Source organism: Pseudomonas sp. S150 (genome assembly GCF_004526365.1).
Classification (GTDB): domain Bacteria; phylum Pseudomonadota; class Gammaproteobacteria; order Pseudomonadales; family Pseudomonadaceae; genus Aquipseudomonas; species Aquipseudomonas putida_A.
In genome coordinates, this window is record NZ_CP038207.1 from 5841980 (window position 1) to 5857368 (window position 15389).

Here is a 15389-nt window from a genome sequence, read left to right on the forward strand (position 1 = left end):
CACCTTCCTTTTGAGCAGGCCGGACCTAAAAACCATCCTGAATAAAGAAACCTGCCAGATACCACTGTAGATGCGGTCGATTCTGGGAGATTCAAGCGTCAGCGAGTTGATTCAGGTCAGGCAAGTCTAGCGGGTGAGCCAGACAAGGGAGGCGAAACGGCCAGTGCGCGACGCACGGCGGTAAGAAAAGAAGCGCGGGTCGGTCACGGTGCAGAAACCGCCGCCATAAACCGCAGTGACACCGCGTTCAGCCAGGCGCAGGCGCGCCAGCAGGTAGATGTCGGCCATGAACTTGCCAGCATTGTGGCTGGGCACGAAGGCTGCTGCCGCTTCCGGCAATTGATTGACAAAGACTTCGCGTACTTCCGGGCCGACTTCAAAGGCTTTCGGGCCAATGGCCGGGCCGAGCCAGACCAGTACGTCCGCCGCAGCGGTGTCGAGATGATCGAGAGTGGCTTCCAGTACGCCCGCCGCCAAACCGCGCCAACCGGCGTGAGCCGCCGCGACGCGAGTACCGGCACGGTTGCAGAACAATGCCGGCAGACAATCTGCGGTCATCGCCGTGCAGGCAATCCCGGGAGTCGCCGTCCAACTGGCATCGGCGGTGGCAACCACGCCCGGATCAGCATGGGCCACGGCAATCCCGTGTACTTGCTGCAACCAGGCAGGCTGTATAGAGAAGTGTTCGGTCAGACGCCGACGATTCTCGGCGACTGCATCCGGGCGATCATCGACATGATCACCCAGATTGAGGCTGTCGAACGGTGCCTCGCTGACACCCCCCTCGCGGGTGGTGACACAGGCCCTGACGCTGGCCGGCGCAGGCCAGTCCGGCGTCAGCCAGTTCATCCGACGAATGCCTCGCGATCCTGCTTGAGCAGGGTCAGCAGCCAGACGAAATCTTCCGGCAGCGGCGATTCCCAGCTCATGCGCTCACCGGTGGTCGGATGATCCAGCTCGAGGAAACGTGCGTGCAGGGCCTGACGCGGGAAGTGCTTGAGCGACTCGACCATGGTCGGGTTCGCGGCAGGCGGAATGCGGAAACGACCGCCGTACGCCGGGTCGCCGACCAACGGGAAGTTGATGTGCGACATGTGCACGCGAATCTGGTGGGTGCGGCCGGTTTCCAGTTTGACCCGCACATGCGTGTGGGACCGGAAACGCTCCAGCACGCGGTAGTGACTGACGGCCGGCTTGCCGCCTTCCATCACTGCCATGCGCTGGCGCTGCTGGCCATGGCGGCCGATCGGAGCGTTGATCTTGCCCCCGGCAGTCACCACGCCGATCACGATGCACTCGTAGATCCGGCTGACACTGCGGCTTTGCAACTGGGCAACGAGCTTGGTCTGCGCCTGAATGGTCTTGGCCACCACCATCAGACCGGTGGTGTCCTTGTCCAGGCGATGCACGATACCGGCGCGCGGGACATTGATGATGTCCGGCACGTGGTGCAGCAAGGCATTGAGCAAGGTGCCATCAGCGTGGCCAGCAGCCGGGTGCACCACCAGGCCCGCAGGCTTGTTGATCACCAGGATGTCGTCGTCTTCATAGACGATGTCGAGCTCGATGTCCTGGGCGATCCACTCGCCCTGGGCTTCCTGCTCGGCAGTCAGTTCAAGGATGGCACCGCCATGCACGATGTCGCGCGGGCGGATGACCGCCCCGTCCACAGTCAGGCGACCTTCTTTGATCCAGGCGGAAAGGCGCGAGCGTGAGTGCTCAGCGAAGAGTTGGGCGGCGACTTGATCGAGGCGTTGGCCGCCCAAATCGGACGGCACCTCTGCGCGAAGTTCAATTTTATCGGACATGCTCTGACTGGCGTCGGCACAGCCTTTGGTTTCGGCTGCGCGCTTGTGGTTAAATACGGCGTCTTTTGCCCCGAGGCTTTTCAACGGGGCGCTCATCATAACAGGACGGCCCCGCCCAAGACAGCGGCCGTCATAGGGACGCAAGCCGCCATGCAAGTGAAACACCTGCTGCTGATCGCCATCCTCGCATTGACCGCTGCTTGCTCATCGAAGGAAGTCGTAGACGAAAACCTCAGCGAAGCCGAGCTGTATCAGCAGGCTCAGACTGACCTGGACAACAACAGCTACACCAGCGCCACAGCCAAGCTGAAGGCCCTGGAGTCGCGTTATCCGTTCGGTCGCTACGCCGATCAGGCACAGCTGGAGTTGATCTACGCCAACTACAAGAACGCCGAGCCGGAAGCTGCAAAGTCCGCCGCCGAGCGTTTCATTCGTTTGCATCCGCAGCATCCGAACGTGGATTACGCGTACTACTTGAAAGGTCTGACCTCTTTCGACCAAGACGTCGGCCTGCTGGCGCGCTTCCTGCCGCTGGACATGACCAAGCGTGACCCGGGCGCTGCCCGCGACTCGTACAACGAGTTCGCGCAGCTGACCAGCCGCTACCCGAACAGCCGCTACGCGCCGGACGCCAAGCAGCGCATGATCTACCTGCGCAACCTGCTGGCGGCCTACGAAATCCACGTAGCCGACTACTACCTGACTCGTCAGGCCTACGTCGCCGCCGCCAACCGTGGCCGTTATGTAGTGGAAAACTTCCAGGAAACCCCATCGGTCGGCGACGGCCTGGCGGTGATGACCGAGGCTTACCAGCGTCTGCACCTGGACGATCTGGCCGCCACCAGCCTGGAAACCCTGAAGCTCAACTACCCGAACCACCCAAGCCTGCAGGACGGTCAGTTCGTGCCATCGGTCGCCGAAGCCGACAACCGTTCGTTCCTGAGCAAGGCGACGCTGGGCCTGATCGAATCGCGTCCACCGCTGCCGCCGGGAGAAACCCGCGCCAACCAGGACGTGCAGAAGCAGTTCCAGGACGCGAAAGACGCAATCCCGAACGAGCTCAAGCCTAAAGACGAAAACGGTGACGTGATCGAGGAAGAACATCACGAGGCTGAAGGCAACAACGATGACCGTTCGTGGTTCAGCTACATGACCTTCGGCGTGTTCGACTGATCACACCGGGCGTTACAAAAAAGGGAGATCTGCGGATCTCCCTTTTTCATGGCTGCGCATTAATAGTCTGTGCGCTTGCCGGCGCCTTGGCTAAACTGCCGAATCATTAGCCGAAAAGCCGCCCATCATGCTTCGTTTACTGTTCTGGATTGTCCTGATTTTCGCTGCGGTATGGCTGTGGCGCAAATTCAAGGCGCCCGCCTCGTCTGCCCAATCGCCCCGCGAGCAAGACGCCGCGCCGATGGTGCGCTGCGCTCACTGCGGCGTGCACCTGCCCCGCGACCGCGCGCTGAACCTTCAGCAACAATGGTATTGCAGCCAGGCTCACCTTGAGCAAGGCCCGGGTGCCAGTGATCGCTGAGGTCGCCAACGCCGACCGTAAACAGGCGCAGCGCCTGCTGCGCCTGTATCATCTCTACCGTTTGAGCGTCGGCATCACGCTGGTGCTGCTGATCTCCAGCAACATGGACAACCGCCTGCTGACGTCAGCCGACGACGATCTGCTGCGCAGCGGCAGTTGGTTGTATCTGGTGCTGAACATTCTGCTGGTGGTGTTCCTGGAGAACACCCGCCGCCCGGCGCAGTTGTTCACCCTGGCCTTGGTCGATGTGCTGTTGCTGTGCGGCCTGTTCTACGCGGCGGGCGGCGTGGCCAGCGCCATCGGCAACCTGCTGATTGTCTCGGTGGCGATCGCCAACACCCTGCTGCGCCGGCGCATCGGCCTGCTGATTGCCGCCATCGGCGCACTCGGCATAGTCGGCTCCAGCTTTCTGCTGGGCTTCAGTCACCCCCTGAGCGCCAATGACTATCTGCAAGCCGGGACCCTCGGCGCTTTGTGTTTTGCCGCATCGTTGCTGGTCCAGGGCCTGATCCGGCGTCTGGAAGTCAGCGAAAATCTCGCCGAACAGCGTGCCAGCGAAGTCACCAGTCTTGAAGCCCTCAACGCCCTGATTCTGCAACGCATGCGCACCGGCATCCTGGTACTCGACGAACAGCGCCGGGTACAGCTGGCCAATCACAGCGCGAAAAATCTGTTGGCCCAGTCGCATCTTGAAGGGCATTTGATCAGCGACTACTCGCCGGCATTAGTCGAGCGTCTGCAGCTGTGGCTGAGCAACCCGACCCTGCGCCCGCAGAGTCTGAAGATCCCCGGCAACGGCCTGGAACTGCAACCCAGCTTCATCGCCCTCGACCAGAGTCCCAACCAGCAAACCCTGGTGTTCCTCGAAGATCTGGCGCAAATCGCTCAGCAAGCCCAGCAGCTCAAACTCGCCGCACTGGGGCGTCTGACTGCCGGCATCTCCCATGAAATCCGCAATCCACTGGGCGCCATCAGTCATGCCGCGCAGCTATTGGCGGAGTCCGAGGAACTCGATAGCGCCGATCGGCGTCTGACGCAGATCATTCAAGACCACTCCCGCCGCATGAACCGAGTCATCGAAAACGTCCTGCAACTGTCGCGCCGCCAGCAAAGCGCTCCGCAACGGCTGGATCTCAAACCGTGGCTGGAACACTTTGTTGCCGAGAGCCGCGAGCAGGCGAGCGAGCGCCAGTCGATTCATTTGCGGATCAATTCCGGGGACTTCATCACGTTGATGGATCCCGACCAGCTCACGCAGATTCTCGACAATCTGTTACGCAACGGCTGGCGGCACAGCGTTCTGCTGCACCAGCAGGCCGAAGTCTGGCTGGCGCTGTTCGTCGACCCCGACAGCCAGCTGGCGGTGCTCGAAGTACAGGACAACGGCCCCGGTGTGCCGTCCGATCAGCAGGCGCATCTGTTCGAACCGTTCTTCACCACCAGCAGCCAAGGCACCGGCCTTGGGCTTTATCTGTCCCGTGAGCTGTGCGAAAGCAACCAGGCGCGCCTAGACTTCAAACCACGCCAAGGCGGCGGCTGCTTTCGCATCACCTTTGCTCACGGACGGAAACAAAGTTGAACACGAGCCCACGGCAAAAAATCCTCATCGTCGACGACGAACCGGATATCCGCGAACTCCTGGAAATCACCCTGGGACGGATGAAACTCGACACCTTCAGTGCTCGCAACCTCGGCGAAGCCCAGGCACTGTTGCAGCGCAATGCGTTCGACCTGTGCCTGACCGACATGCGCCTGCCCGACGGCACGGGGCTGGACCTGGTGCAGCACATCCAGCAACGTCATCCACAACTGCCGGTGGCGATGATCACCGCCTATGGCAGCCTGGAAACCGCGATCAATGCGCTGAAGGCCGGCGCCTTCGACTTCCTCACCAAGCCGGTTGATCTCACGCGCCTGCGCGAACTGGTCAGCACCGCACTGCGCATGCCAGCGGCGGGGGGCGTCGCATCGTCGATAGATCGGCGCCTGCTCGGCGACTCGCAGCCCATGCGCGACCTTCGCAAACAGATCGACAAATTGGCGCGCAGTCAGGCACCGGTCTACATCAGCGGCGAATCGGGCAGCGGCAAAGAACTGGTCGCGCGGCTGATCCACGAACAAGGGCCGCGCGCGCAACAGCCGTTTGTACCGGTCAATTGCGGGGCGATCCCTTCAGAGCTGATGGAGAGCGAATTTTTTGGCCATCGCAAAGGCAGCTTTACCGGCGCGGTGGACGACAAACCGGGGCTGTTTCAGGCCGCGCACGGCGGCACCCTGTTTCTCGATGAAGTGGCGGATCTGCCGCTGTCGATGCAAGTCAAGCTGCTGCGGGCGATTCAGGAAAAAGCCGTGCGCAGCGTCGGCGGCCAGCAAGAAACCGTGGTCGATGTGCGCATTCTGTGCGCCACACACAAAGACCTGGAAGCGGAAGTCGCCGCCGGGCGCTTTCGCCAGGACCTGTATTACCGCTTGAATGTGATCGAACTGCGCGTGCCATCCCTGCGCGAACGGCGCGACGACATCGAAGTGCTGGCCACGCACATGCTCCAGCGTCTGGCCAGCAACAGTGGCCAGCCGGCAGCCCAATTGCACCCGCAAGCGCTTGAAGCACTGAAGCGTTATCGTTTTCCCGGAAATGTGCGAGAACTGGAGAATGTCCTCGAACGCGCGCACACTCTGTGCGAAAACCAGGTGATCGAGGCTGCGGATTTGCGCTTGAGCGAAGGCAATTGCGCAGTCGAGGACGGCATTGCCGACCTGACGCAGATCGATAACCTTGAGGACTATCTGGAAAACGTCGAGCGCAAACTGATCCTGCAGGCGCTGGAGGAAACGCGCTGGAATCGCACGGCGGCAGCGCAACGCTTGAGCCTGTCGTTTCGCTCGATGCGCTACAGGCTGAAGAAACTCGGTCTGGATTGAGGCCCCTTCGCGAGCAAGCCCGCTCCCACAGTAGATCTCGGTTGTTCACACAATTTGTGTTTATCGCAAATCCAATGTGGGAGCGGGCTTGCTCGCGAAAACGGTCTGCCAGCCACCAGAGAACTACCTGACTAAATGCGACCTTCAGGCGCATACGGCGCCGGATCGATAATCGGCGCCCGCCCCAGCATTACATCGGCAAACAACTGACACGACGCCGGCGCCAGCACCAGGCCATTGCGGTAATGCCCGCAGTTCAGCCACAACCCCTCAAACCCCGGCACCCGGCCGATATACGGAATCCCCTCCGGCGAGCCCGGGCGCAAACCGGCCCAGTGCCCCACCACTTCGGCCTCCGCCAGCGCCGGCAGCAGCTCGACCGCCGAAGCCTTGAGGCTCTGCAACGCGACATCGGTCGGGGTCTTGTCGAAGCCTTCATGCTCCAGCGTACTGCCGATCAGAATGTGCCCGTCGCGACGCGGAATCGCATAACGTCCCTTGGCCAGCACCATGCTCGGCAGGAAATCCGCCGCACACTTGTAGAGAATCATCTGGCCCTTGACCGGCTCGACCGGCAGCGTCAGGTCCAGCGTCTTGAGCAGATCACCGCTCCATGCTCCGGCGGTCAGCACCACCTGGTCGCCACTGATCACGCCTTTGGACGTCTCGACGCCAACCACCCGCGCGCCTTCGCGAACAAACCCGCTGACTTCGCATTGCTCGTGAAGGGTCACGTTCGGCAGCGCCAGCAAAGCGGCTTTCAATGATTTGACGAGGCGCGGGTTACGCACATTGGCCACATCGGCCATGTAGATCGCCCGGGAGAACCCGCCGCCCAACACCGGCACTGCGTCGTGCGCCGCCGAGATATCCACAGCCCGCAGCGGACGGTTTTCCCGCTCGGCCCAAGCCAGCGCCTCGGCTTCATCCTCCAGATCCAGCCAATACAGGCCGGTGGTGTGCACTTCGGGATCAACCCCGGTATCGGCAAACAGCCGCTCGCCCAGCTGTGGATAAAAATCCTGCGACCAATGCGCCAGCGCGGTGACTGCCGGGCTATAGCGCCACGGGTACAGCGGCGAAACGATACCGCCGCCGGCCCAGGACGATTCCTGGCCGACGTTCGAGCGATCCAGCAGTACCACGCTGCGCACTTCGGAGGCGAGGTTGTAGGCGGTCAGCAGGCCAATCACCCCGCCACCGACAATCACCACTTGCTGTTGCCTGGTCATGTTTGATCCAACCGTAAAAAAGACAGTGGGCGCAAAAGGCGCCCTTGAGAAGGTACCTCAGCGGCCCCAGCAATCCTTGGTGGTCAGCCCGGTGGTTGCGTTGTTCATGCTGCGCACACCCGTATTGGTCAGGGTGAAGTCCCCGCACTTGTCGGTGGCCATGGCAGTGCCGGCCTTGCGGGTGGCCGTCAGCAGGAAGGTCTGATCAGCGATCGTCGGGGTGATGGTGTAGAAATCATTGCCCGCGCTCAGACCGGTGATGCCGGTGTAGACATTGTTTTTGGTGTAGAAGCGTTCGAGGCTCTGCGCCTGCTCCGAGAGCAGCGACACCACTTCGGCGCGCCGGCCCTTTTTCAGGTATTCGGTGTAGCTCGGTGCGGCGATGGTGATGATGATCCCGATGATCGCAATCACGATCATGATTTCGATCAGGGTGAAACCTCGGTTGAATCTGCGCATGCCTCAAACTCTCACTTACTGTATTTGTCGCCACATGATACGCCGGCTGCCGCCGCCGGATTTTTCCACCAGTGTGGTGACAGTGCCACTGGAATCGTTGACGATCTTGCGCGTTGCGCCATTGACGATGGCGTTCAGGGTGGGGATCCCGCCGGTGAACACCACGCCGCTGGAAATCGTGTCGTTGCTGTCGACCACGCCATCGGCGTTGGTGTCGAGCACAGCGTAGTTGAGCATCTTACCGCTGAACGCATCCAGTTCGACCAGTTTGCCGGTGCCGAAACTGGCACACGGGTCGGTGGTGTCGACACTGGCGGTGGTAAACACGATGCGTCCGAGCACCAGACTGGCCTGATTGATCACCCGCTCGCCGGTCAGTACGTTGTTGTACACCAAGGGCAGGTACCAGCCCTTCTCCGCCGGATAGGTCGTGTCATTCTGGCTGGTGGTGATGAACTGCCCGGTGCTGCCAGAGAACACTCCGGTCACGGCCTGTGCCTGCAGGCTGCTGACCGTCAGTTGCCCGGAACCGCCGTCGGCATCCCACACTGAGTAGAACGCCTGCAAATCCTTGTTGGTCTTGTCGGCGGTCTCGTTGAATTTGCCGGTGCCGACGAAGATCTGTTTGCCCCCCAGCGAATTGTCCGCCAGCAGCGGCTGCGCGGTGATCGGCTGAGTCGCTCCGCCCGCCGTAGTGAACAGTGGTTTGCCGGAAAACGCCACGCCCCAGCTGTCGGTCGACGTCGCGCTCAGATCGAATTTCCACAGACGTCCTTTCAGGTCACCTCCGTAAGCGGCCTGCACCACGTTCGACGAATTGACCTTGAGCTTCACCGACGACAAACCATTGGTGGTTTCGGTGCTGTCGATCACGATCTTCTTGATCAACGATCCGTCACGCACATCCAGCACATACAACGCCGCCACTCCGGAGTTGCTGCCATAACCATTGGCAATGAATGCCGCCCAACGACCGTCGGCCAAGCGTGCCACTTCCGGCCGGGCATAGGCGTAACCCAGATCATTGAATGCGTTGGCAGTGTTCGCCGTGGCAGGTGCACTGACTTCCCACAGGGCATTGAGCACATTGCCTGCCGACGCGTCGAACAGTTGCAGCGCATAGAAAGTCTTGCCGCCAGCACCGGTACCGCCGATGGCCAGGGTTTTCCAGGCGCTGTTGATTTGCGCGTCATACACACCGACCTGACCGTCCACCAGAAACTTGTGGCTGACGCCATTGATGTACGCCGGGTCGGCAATCAGCCGCAGCGACGGCAACACGCTGGACGGCATGTAGGCATAACGCCGGGTGCCGTTGGCCGAGTTGATCACGTTGACGAAACCGTCGTTGGCATTCACCACCAGACTCGAATTCATGTTCGCCGCTTTGGTGGTCAGGTACGTGGTGTACGTGGTGTCTCCCGAGAGGTCGGAGGCGGTTTTGTCGCTGGGTGAGGCCAGCGACAACGGCGAGTTGATGATGTCGCCAAGCAACACGCTGCGCACTTTCAGCCCGGTCTTGTTGGTGCCCTTGCTCCACTCCACCAGATCGCTGCCGCTGATGCCGGTGGGCAGGCTCTGGCTGAGCGTCGTCTGTTGGGTCGCGGAAAAGTTGCCGTAGGCCAGAGTCACGGCGGCATTGCTGCTGGTGTTCCACGATTGATAGGTCGGTGCGGTCGCGCCCGGCACGATGGTGGTATCGGTGGTCCACAACGCTGCCGAGGTGTTCACCGCGCCAGCCGAAGTGAAGCCAAAGGATTTGATCGTGCCGCGCCAGTCCTTGGGATCGTAGCTGGTCTGGAAATAACTGGTGCCACTGGCCAGCGTGGTGCCACTGGTGACCCCGCTGCCGCCGGAACCGGCCTTGGAAGTGATGTCGCTCAACGCCGAGGACAGCGCACTGTTGAGACCGGTGCTGTCGCTCGCCTGGTAATACTTGCCCTGCCCATAGGCAGCGGCGTCGGAAAGCATGTCGTTGTCGGCGGTAAAGCCGACGGTGTAGGTGTTCATGTTCTGCTTGGGAAAATCCGCCGAACTCCAGCTCTTGCCCGCCGCATCGACGCCGGTCGAACGCATGTCGATGTCGTAGGCGAACTTGGCGATGTCATCCAGATACAGCGTGTCGCCTTCATTGTCTCCATTGAGGTTGTTGCCGTCATTGTTGATGCCGTCCCAGTTCGGCAAGCGACTTCCGCCCAACGGGTCATTGGTGGGAAACGTGCGGTCATACGTCGGAAGGCCGTCGGTGATCACTACGCCATAGTTCTTCTGGCAGCGGTACTGGATCGGACTGGTGTAAGTGGTGGGTGTGCTGTTGTAGTACGGCGTCATGCCGCGCATGTACCGGGTGATTTCGTAATAGGTTTCTGCCAGCGGCGTGTTGGCCACGGCCCCCAAACCACCGATCGCCGAAATCAACGCATTGTAGTTGGCGTCGGCCTGCGCCTGGGTCACGCTGCCGGAGACCGGCGACAGATCACTGATGGAACGAGCGATGTATCCACCGTTCCCGGGGTTGTTGCTGGTCACCGGGTTGAAGGTCGACAGGCCCATGCGCAAGTTACGGTTGCTGGTGACCAGTGCGGTGGACACGTTGCGCGCGACGTTGATCCGATAGTCGTTGGGAATCGCCCCGGTGGTGAAGTCGCGGGTGCCGTTGTTGATCGCCAGCCCGACCACATAGGCGATGTAATCCCCCGTGTAGCGCGTATTGCCGCCGCCCACCGGATCAGGCAGTTTCAGGCACAACGGCGCGACGCTGTTGTTGTAGAAGGCGAAGGCGCCGCCGGAGCAACCGGAGGTCGGCAGGTTCGAGAGAAACACCGGATCGCCAGTGATCGCCGTTGAACTCAGGCACAGCCCGAGCAACGCATTACATTGCCGGGCCGGGGTACGTGTGACGGTCGGATCGAATCCCGCCGCATAAATGATGCTGTTCATGCTGCCGGAATCGTCGATCAGCAACATCACGTTGGGCGGTACCGCAGCGGCACTCAGCAGCGGCGAATCGGACGGCGTGAACGCATACGCCGGCGCCGCCAGATACAAGCTCAGCAGCATCCCCGCCAACAACGTCCGGCAGCGCTCAATACTTCGCATAGACACTCTCCACCACACTGCGCGAAGTACCAGCAATGCCGACAGCGGTCACTCGGTACAGGGTCGCCGACGTGTTGCTCGGCACGTTGACCGCCGTCAGGGTGGTGCCAATGTTCTGCACCCCATAAAAGCCATTACCGGCAGCGATCCATGTGACCCCGGAAGTCGAATTGAGCCCCGCCGCACTGACCACCGAAGACTCTGCCGGCGGTGCACACTGTGTAGTGCTGGCACACACCGCCAGCGAATAACTGTCGAGCTGCACCGCACTCTCGCCGATACGCAACGCCGCCTCGGCGGTCTGGAACGACTGATTGCGCAGGCTGACGCTGCCGGCCATTTTTTCCTGCAGGTTGGCGCTCTGCATCGACGACAGCCCGATCAAGGTCAGCAGCAACAGAAACACCAGACTGACCAGCAACACCATGCCACGCTGGTTTTGCCGCTGGTCGAAAGTCATCCTCATCGGCCCGGCCCTCATTGCAAGCGGTTGCGCAAAGCGGCAACCACGTTGAAGGTTTGATTGGCCACCCGGTTGTTCGGGTCAGTGAGGGTCAGGCTCAGTCGCACACTGCGGATGCGCGCCGGATCGCTAGGGTTGGCACTGTAGGAGGACGCCGCGACGTCAGTGGCGGACGTCGCCAGACCGAACATGACGCTGAACGCACTGACATTGTTCACCAGCACCTGTTGGGTCGGAGTACCGCTGCCGGTGCCCATGAGAATCTGGTTGTTGCTGAAGCTGTAGACCAAGCGGCGGATCGGAAAAGCGATCTGCCCGTTCGCTGCCGCCCGCAACCCGGTATAGGCCGTGGCACTGTTGCGGCAATCGGAGACCACCGTCCAGGTCGGCGTGCCACCACTGCCGCCGACATCGGCGGTAACCAGAGTCAGCTTGAGGTTGCTGTTGTCCCAACTGATCGGGATGATCTGCGCCGCGTTGAAATCCCCCGCCGAGCTCGCGTCAGTAATCGTGCCCAGACAGCCGAACATGCCGACCATGCGCAGTTCCTGAATCATCTTGCTCAGGACAAAACGTGCGTCTTCCTGCATCGCAGCGGCGGTGTTCTGGCTGACGTAAGTGTTTTTGGCTGCAAGGAACGTCTGCACCACCCCCAGTACGATGATCAGCCCAAGCGCTAGCGCGATGAGCATTTCGATCAGGCCGAACCCCCGCTGATCATGCTTCATGGCGTGGCCACCGGATCGACCGTGGCGCGACTGGTCAGAACGAAGCTGCGGGTGGTACCGGTGGCATTCGCCGCCCGTGAGTCATTCCAGTTGATGGTGATGGTGTACACCCGTTGATTGAGGGTGATCGTGCCCGTGGCAGTCGGCCCGCCGAAATTGACGATGTTAGTGGTGAAATCGTAGAGATCCTGATCGCGGGCGACGCTGAGGTTGCCGGCGGTCGGCGGCGTGACCGTGTAATCGGCAGCGGAATTGGCGCGGATGCGGTCCATCATGTCGTAGGCGATGAAGCTCGCCTGACTGGTCATCCGCGAACTGTCGGTGTACTTCAGCGCATTCACTTGAACGGCGGCCGCGCCCAATATGCCGACGGTCAGAATCAGCAACGCGACCAGTACCTCGATCAGCGACATGCCCTCCTGTGCCTGTGTGCTCCCTGCCCTCATCCGCAACTTCCACCCAATTGAATTCGTCCGTTCAGACACACGTTCAGCGTCCTGCTTTGTGTTCCCAGCACATAACTAATGGCCACCGCCGTCGACGGCGCCGCCAGGCCGCCCAGATTGTTGAAATCCAGTGCGGTCACTCCTGAGGGTAGCGTCAGAGTCGCGCCGCTGCTCATCGCTGGAACAACCCGTAATACATTGGCCGGAGTGCCAGTACTGTCGTAGACCGACAATTCGCCGGTCCACACGCTGCCGCCGGCGCTCGGGCGCAAGCGTGTGGTCACGCCGCGATCAATCGCCTCCAGCCGCGCGTAGTTGATGGCGCGCTGCAGGTCGCCCATTTCGGTGTCGGCCTTGCTGCTCTGGATCGAGCGGGTGAAGCCCGGCACCGCCAGGGTGATGAGGATCACCATCACCGCTACCGCAGCCAACAACTCGGGCAGCGTGAAACCTTTTGTACGATGATCCATCGATGCCCTCCGTTGCCGTCGGCTATACCTGCTTCTACAAACTAGAACATTCAACCGGCCCGCGTCGGTTGATTTGCCCTGCCCGGCGAAAAGGATCGCGCCGGGCTTCATGCTCCACGGAGGGAGTTGTCATGCCGCAACAGGGTTTCAGCCTGATTGAATTGCTTATGGGACTGGCGATTGGCGCAATTGTTCTGTCGCTGGTCAGCCCGGCGTTCGCCACCTTCACCGAGTCGACCCATCGCGACCAAGCGGCGCAGTCGCTGCTCGACGGAATTCGCAACGCCCGCACCCTGGCCATCACCCGCAATCAGAGCGTGGTTATCCATGGCATCAATGGCGACTGGAGTCAGGGCTGGCGGATCATTCTGGATATCAGCGGCAAGGGGCCGCAGGACAGCAGCAATCCGCTGCTGGTGGAACATGCGAGTGACGGGCGGACACCGATTGTTGGTAATTGGGCGGTCAGTCGTTACGTGCGCTTCAGCAGTCTGGGACAACCGCTGATGCCCGGGCGGGCGTTTCAGGCAGGGACATTACATATCTGTTCGGCACGCGAGCCGGTCAGCCAGCGCCAGGTGGTGCTGGCGGCAACCGGCCGGGTGCGCCTGACCAGCGCGAAGGCTGAGCAGGCATTGTGCCTGAAGGCGAAGAGCGTCAGATCGAACGGACGCGCAGCTCTTTCGGCATCGAGAAGGTGATGTTCTCTTCGCGACCGGCCAGTTCATCGGCACCGGTCGCGCCCCAGGCTTGCAACTGCTGGATCACGCCGCGAACCAGCACTTCCGGTGCGGAGGCACCAGCGGTGATGCCTATGCGCTCGACACCCTCGAACCAGCTCTTCTGCAGGTCTTCGGCGCCGTCGATCAGGTAGGCCGGCGTGGCCATGCGTTCGGCCAGTTCACGCAGACGGTTGGAGTTGGAGCTGTTCGGACTGCCCACCACCAAGACCACGTCGCATTCGTCGGCCAGTTGCTTGACCGCGTCCTGACGGTTTTGCGTGGCGTAGCAGATGTCGTCCTTGCGCGGGCCACCGATGGCCGGGAAACGTGTGCGCAGGGCATCGATCACCCGACTGGTGTCGTCCATCGACAGGGTGGTCTGGGTCACGAACGCCAGTTTTTCCGGGTTCCGTACTTGCAGTTCGGCTACGTCTTTCTCGTCTTCGACGAGGTAGATCGCGCCGCCGTTACTGCCGTCGTACTGGCCCATGGTGCCTTCGACTTCCGGGTGACCGGCGTGGCCGATCAGGATGCACTCACGGCCGTCGCGGCTGTATTTCGCGACTTCAATGTGCACCTTGGTCACCAGCGGGCAAGTGGCGTCGAATACCTTCAGGCCACGGCCGGCGGCTTCGCTGCGTACGGCTTGAGAAACGCCGTGAGCACTGAAGATTACGATGACGTCGTCCGGCACCTGATCCAGCTCCTCGACGAAGATCGCGCCACGGCTGCGCAGGTCTTCGACGACAAATTTGTTGTGCACCACTTCATGACGCACGTAGATCGGCGGCCCGAAGACTTCCAGGGCGCGGTTGACGATTTCGATCGCCCGGTCCACGCCGGCGCAGAAGCCACGGGGGTTGGCGAGTTTGATTTGCATGCTGTGCCTCGTGTCTTGCGCGCGAAATAAATTTACGTCCTGCTGATCGAGCACATTGCTCAAATCCAGCAAAAATCCAATGTGGGAGCGGGCTTGCTCGCGAAAGCAGTGTGTCAGACAACTTCTATGTTGAATGTCAGTCAGCATTCGCGAGCAAGCCCGCTCCCACCATTGTTCTGCGGTGTACTCAGATCGCTTTGACGTTGATGATCTCGACGTCAAAGGTCAGCGTCTTGCCGGCCAGCGGGTGGTTGAAGTCGACGGTCACTTGCGCGTCGTCGAATTCTTTCACCACACCCGGCAGCTCAGTATTGGCCGCATCGTTGAAGATCACCAGCAGACCCGGCGACAGTTCCATGTCGGCAAACTGCGCGCGCGGGATGATCTGTACGTTTTGCGGGTTCGGCTGGCCGAAAGCGTTTTCCGGCTCGACGGTCAGCGTACGCTTGTCGCCGGCCTTGAAGCCGAACAATGCCGCTTCGAAACCCGGCAGCAGGTTGCCATCGCCGACCTTGAAGGTCGCCGGGGCCTTGTCGAACGTGCTGTCGACCGTATCGCCGTTCTCCAGGCGCAATGCAAAGTGCAAAGTGACTTCCGTGTTCTGGCCGATGCGTTGCTCAGCCAAT

At 61.2% G+C, this 15389-nt stretch carries 16 protein-coding genes; 5 read left to right on the forward strand and 11 right to left on the reverse strand.

Going from position 1 to position 15389, the window contains the following annotated elements:
• Positions 1-126 precede the first annotated feature (126 nt).
• Positions 127-849: a peptidoglycan editing factor PgeF gene (gene pgeF, locus E3Z29_RS27120; RefSeq protein WP_134787357.1), complete on the reverse strand. Its 723-nt coding sequence runs from the start codon at positions 847-849 to the stop codon at positions 127-129.
• A complete protein-coding gene (gene rluD, locus E3Z29_RS27125) occupies positions 846-1808 on the reverse strand; it encodes a 23S rRNA pseudouridine(1911/1915/1917) synthase RluD (RefSeq protein ID WP_007963852.1) in 963 nt (320 codons plus the stop codon). The genes pgeF and rluD overlap by 4 nt, the downstream gene beginning before the upstream one ends.
• Positions 1809-1958: 150 nt before the next feature.
• On the opposite strand from rluD, the gene E3Z29_RS27130 reads away from it, so the two are divergent.
• The 4 genes from E3Z29_RS27130 to E3Z29_RS27145 all read left to right on the forward strand — a co-directional run bounded on the left by E3Z29_RS27130 (position 1959) and on the right by E3Z29_RS27145 (position 6264).
• Positions 1959-2981 carry an outer membrane protein assembly factor BamD gene (locus E3Z29_RS27130; protein ID WP_027612809.1) on the forward strand — a complete coding sequence of 341 codons (1023 nt, stop codon included), beginning with the start codon at positions 1959-1961 and terminating at the stop codon, positions 2979-2981.
• Positions 2982-3108: 127 nt separating this feature from the next.
• Positions 3109-3342: a PP0621 family protein gene (locus E3Z29_RS27135; RefSeq protein ID WP_027612810.1), complete on the forward strand. Its 234-nt coding sequence runs from the start codon at positions 3109-3111 to the stop codon at positions 3340-3342.
• A complete protein-coding gene (locus E3Z29_RS27140) occupies positions 3332-4921 on the forward strand; it encodes a PAS domain-containing sensor histidine kinase (RefSeq protein WP_134787622.1) in 1590 nt (529 codons plus the stop codon). Before E3Z29_RS27135 ends, E3Z29_RS27140 begins: the two co-directional genes overlap by 11 nt.
• Entirely contained in the window at positions 4918-6264 is a 1347-nt protein-coding gene (locus E3Z29_RS27145; RefSeq protein WP_134787358.1) for a sigma-54 dependent transcriptional regulator, read from the forward strand. The genes E3Z29_RS27140 and E3Z29_RS27145 overlap by 4 nt, the downstream gene beginning before the upstream one ends.
• Before the next feature lie 131 nt (positions 6265-6395).
• Here the strand turns inward: E3Z29_RS27145 and thiO are convergent, their stop codons facing one another.
• Genes thiO through E3Z29_RS27180 form a run of 7 tightly spaced genes read right to left on the reverse strand, consistent with a single transcriptional unit; the run spans position 6396 to position 13161 of the window.
• The gene (thiO, locus tag E3Z29_RS27150) at positions 6396-7496 is read right to left on the reverse strand and encodes a glycine oxidase ThiO (protein WP_134787359.1); all 1101 of its coding nucleotides are present in this window, start codon (positions 7494-7496) and stop codon (positions 6396-6398) included.
• Between the two features lie 57 nt (positions 7497-7553).
• Positions 7554-7955, reverse strand: coding sequence for a type IV pilin protein (locus E3Z29_RS27155; protein ID WP_097089243.1), 402 nt, complete (start codon positions 7953-7955; stop codon positions 7554-7556).
• 15 nt (positions 7956-7970) lie between these two features.
• Positions 7971-11054: a pilus assembly protein gene (locus E3Z29_RS27160; protein ID WP_134787360.1), complete on the reverse strand. Its 3084-nt coding sequence runs from the start codon at positions 11052-11054 to the stop codon at positions 7971-7973.
• Entirely contained in the window at positions 11041-11520 is a 480-nt protein-coding gene (locus E3Z29_RS27165) for a PilX N-terminal domain-containing pilus assembly protein (protein ID WP_134787361.1), read from the reverse strand. Before E3Z29_RS27165 ends, E3Z29_RS27160 begins: the two co-directional genes overlap by 14 nt.
• Positions 11521-11531: 11 nt before the next feature.
• A complete protein-coding gene (locus tag E3Z29_RS27170; protein ID WP_134787362.1) occupies positions 11532-12245 on the reverse strand; it encodes a PilW family protein in 714 nt (237 codons plus the stop codon).
• The gene (gene pilV / locus E3Z29_RS27175) at positions 12242-12691 is read right to left on the reverse strand and encodes a type IV pilus modification protein PilV (protein WP_134787363.1); all 450 of its coding nucleotides are present in this window, start codon (positions 12689-12691) and stop codon (positions 12242-12244) included. The genes E3Z29_RS27170 and pilV overlap by 4 nt, the downstream gene beginning before the upstream one ends.
• The gene (locus E3Z29_RS27180; protein ID WP_098965689.1) at positions 12688-13161 is read right to left on the reverse strand and encodes a GspH/FimT family pseudopilin; all 474 of its coding nucleotides are present in this window, start codon (positions 13159-13161) and stop codon (positions 12688-12690) included. Before E3Z29_RS27180 ends, pilV begins: the two co-directional genes overlap by 4 nt.
• Positions 13162-13292: 131 nt before the next feature.
• Between E3Z29_RS27180 and E3Z29_RS27185 the strand changes: the two genes are divergently transcribed.
• Positions 13293-13862, forward strand: a complete 570-nt coding sequence (locus E3Z29_RS27185) for a GspH/FimT family pseudopilin (protein ID WP_098965691.1) — start codon at positions 13293-13295, stop codon at positions 13860-13862.
• Here E3Z29_RS27185 and ispH read toward each other — a convergent pair.
• Both ispH and fkpB read right to left on the reverse strand, forming a co-directional pair.
• On the reverse strand, positions 13819-14763 hold the full coding sequence (ispH, locus tag E3Z29_RS27190) for a 4-hydroxy-3-methylbut-2-enyl diphosphate reductase (protein WP_003228337.1): 945 nt from the start codon (positions 14761-14763) through the stop codon (positions 13819-13821). The genes E3Z29_RS27185 and ispH overlap by 44 nt on opposite strands.
• 187 nt (positions 14764-14950) lie before the next feature.
• Positions 14951-15388: an FKBP-type peptidyl-prolyl cis-trans isomerase gene (gene fkpB / locus E3Z29_RS27195; protein WP_177416217.1), complete on the reverse strand. Its 438-nt coding sequence runs from the start codon at positions 15386-15388 to the stop codon at positions 14951-14953.
• Position 15389: the final 1 nt, after the last annotated feature.

Bases quoted from the DNA above. Each gene is read 5' to 3' on its own strand.
- E3Z29_RS27130 (WP_027612809.1), top strand. From the start codon at position 1,959: ATGCAAGTGAAACACCTGCTGCTGATCGCCATCCTCGCATTGACCGCT.
- E3Z29_RS27165 (WP_134787361.1), bottom strand. From the start codon at position 11,520: ATGAGGATGACTTTCGACCAGCGGCAAAACCAGCGTGGCATGGTGTTG.
- E3Z29_RS27170 (WP_134787362.1), bottom strand. From the start codon at position 12,245: ATGAAGCATGATCAGCGGGGGTTCGGCCTGATCGAAATGCTCATCGCG.
- rluD (WP_007963852.1), bottom strand. From the start codon at position 1,808: ATGTCCGATAAAATTGAACTTCGCGCAGAGGTGCCGTCCGATTTGGGC.
- E3Z29_RS27155 (WP_097089243.1), bottom strand. From the start codon at position 7,955: ATGCGCAGATTCAACCGAGGTTTCACCCTGATCGAAATCATGATCGTG.
- E3Z29_RS27135 (WP_027612810.1), top strand. From the start codon at position 3,109: ATGCTTCGTTTACTGTTCTGGATTGTCCTGATTTTCGCTGCGGTATGG.
- E3Z29_RS27185 (WP_098965691.1), top strand. From the start codon at position 13,293: ATGCCGCAACAGGGTTTCAGCCTGATTGAATTGCTTATGGGACTGGCG.
- thiO (WP_134787359.1), bottom strand. From the start codon at position 7,496: ATGACCAGGCAACAGCAAGTGGTGATTGTCGGTGGCGGGGTGATTGGC.
- E3Z29_RS27180 (WP_098965689.1), bottom strand. From the start codon at position 13,161: ATGGATCATCGTACAAAAGGTTTCACGCTGCCCGAGTTGTTGGCTGCG.
- ispH (WP_003228337.1), bottom strand. From the start codon at position 14,763: ATGCAAATCAAACTCGCCAACCCCCGTGGCTTCTGCGCCGGCGTGGAC.
- pgeF (WP_134787357.1), bottom strand. From the start codon at position 849: ATGAACTGGCTGACGCCGGACTGGCCTGCGCCGGCCAGCGTCAGGGCC.
- E3Z29_RS27160 (WP_134787360.1), bottom strand. From the start codon at position 11,054: ATGCGAAGTATTGAGCGCTGCCGGACGTTGTTGGCGGGGATGCTGCTG.
- pilV (WP_134787363.1), bottom strand. From the start codon at position 12,691: ATGAGGGCAGGGAGCACACAGGCACAGGAGGGCATGTCGCTGATCGAG.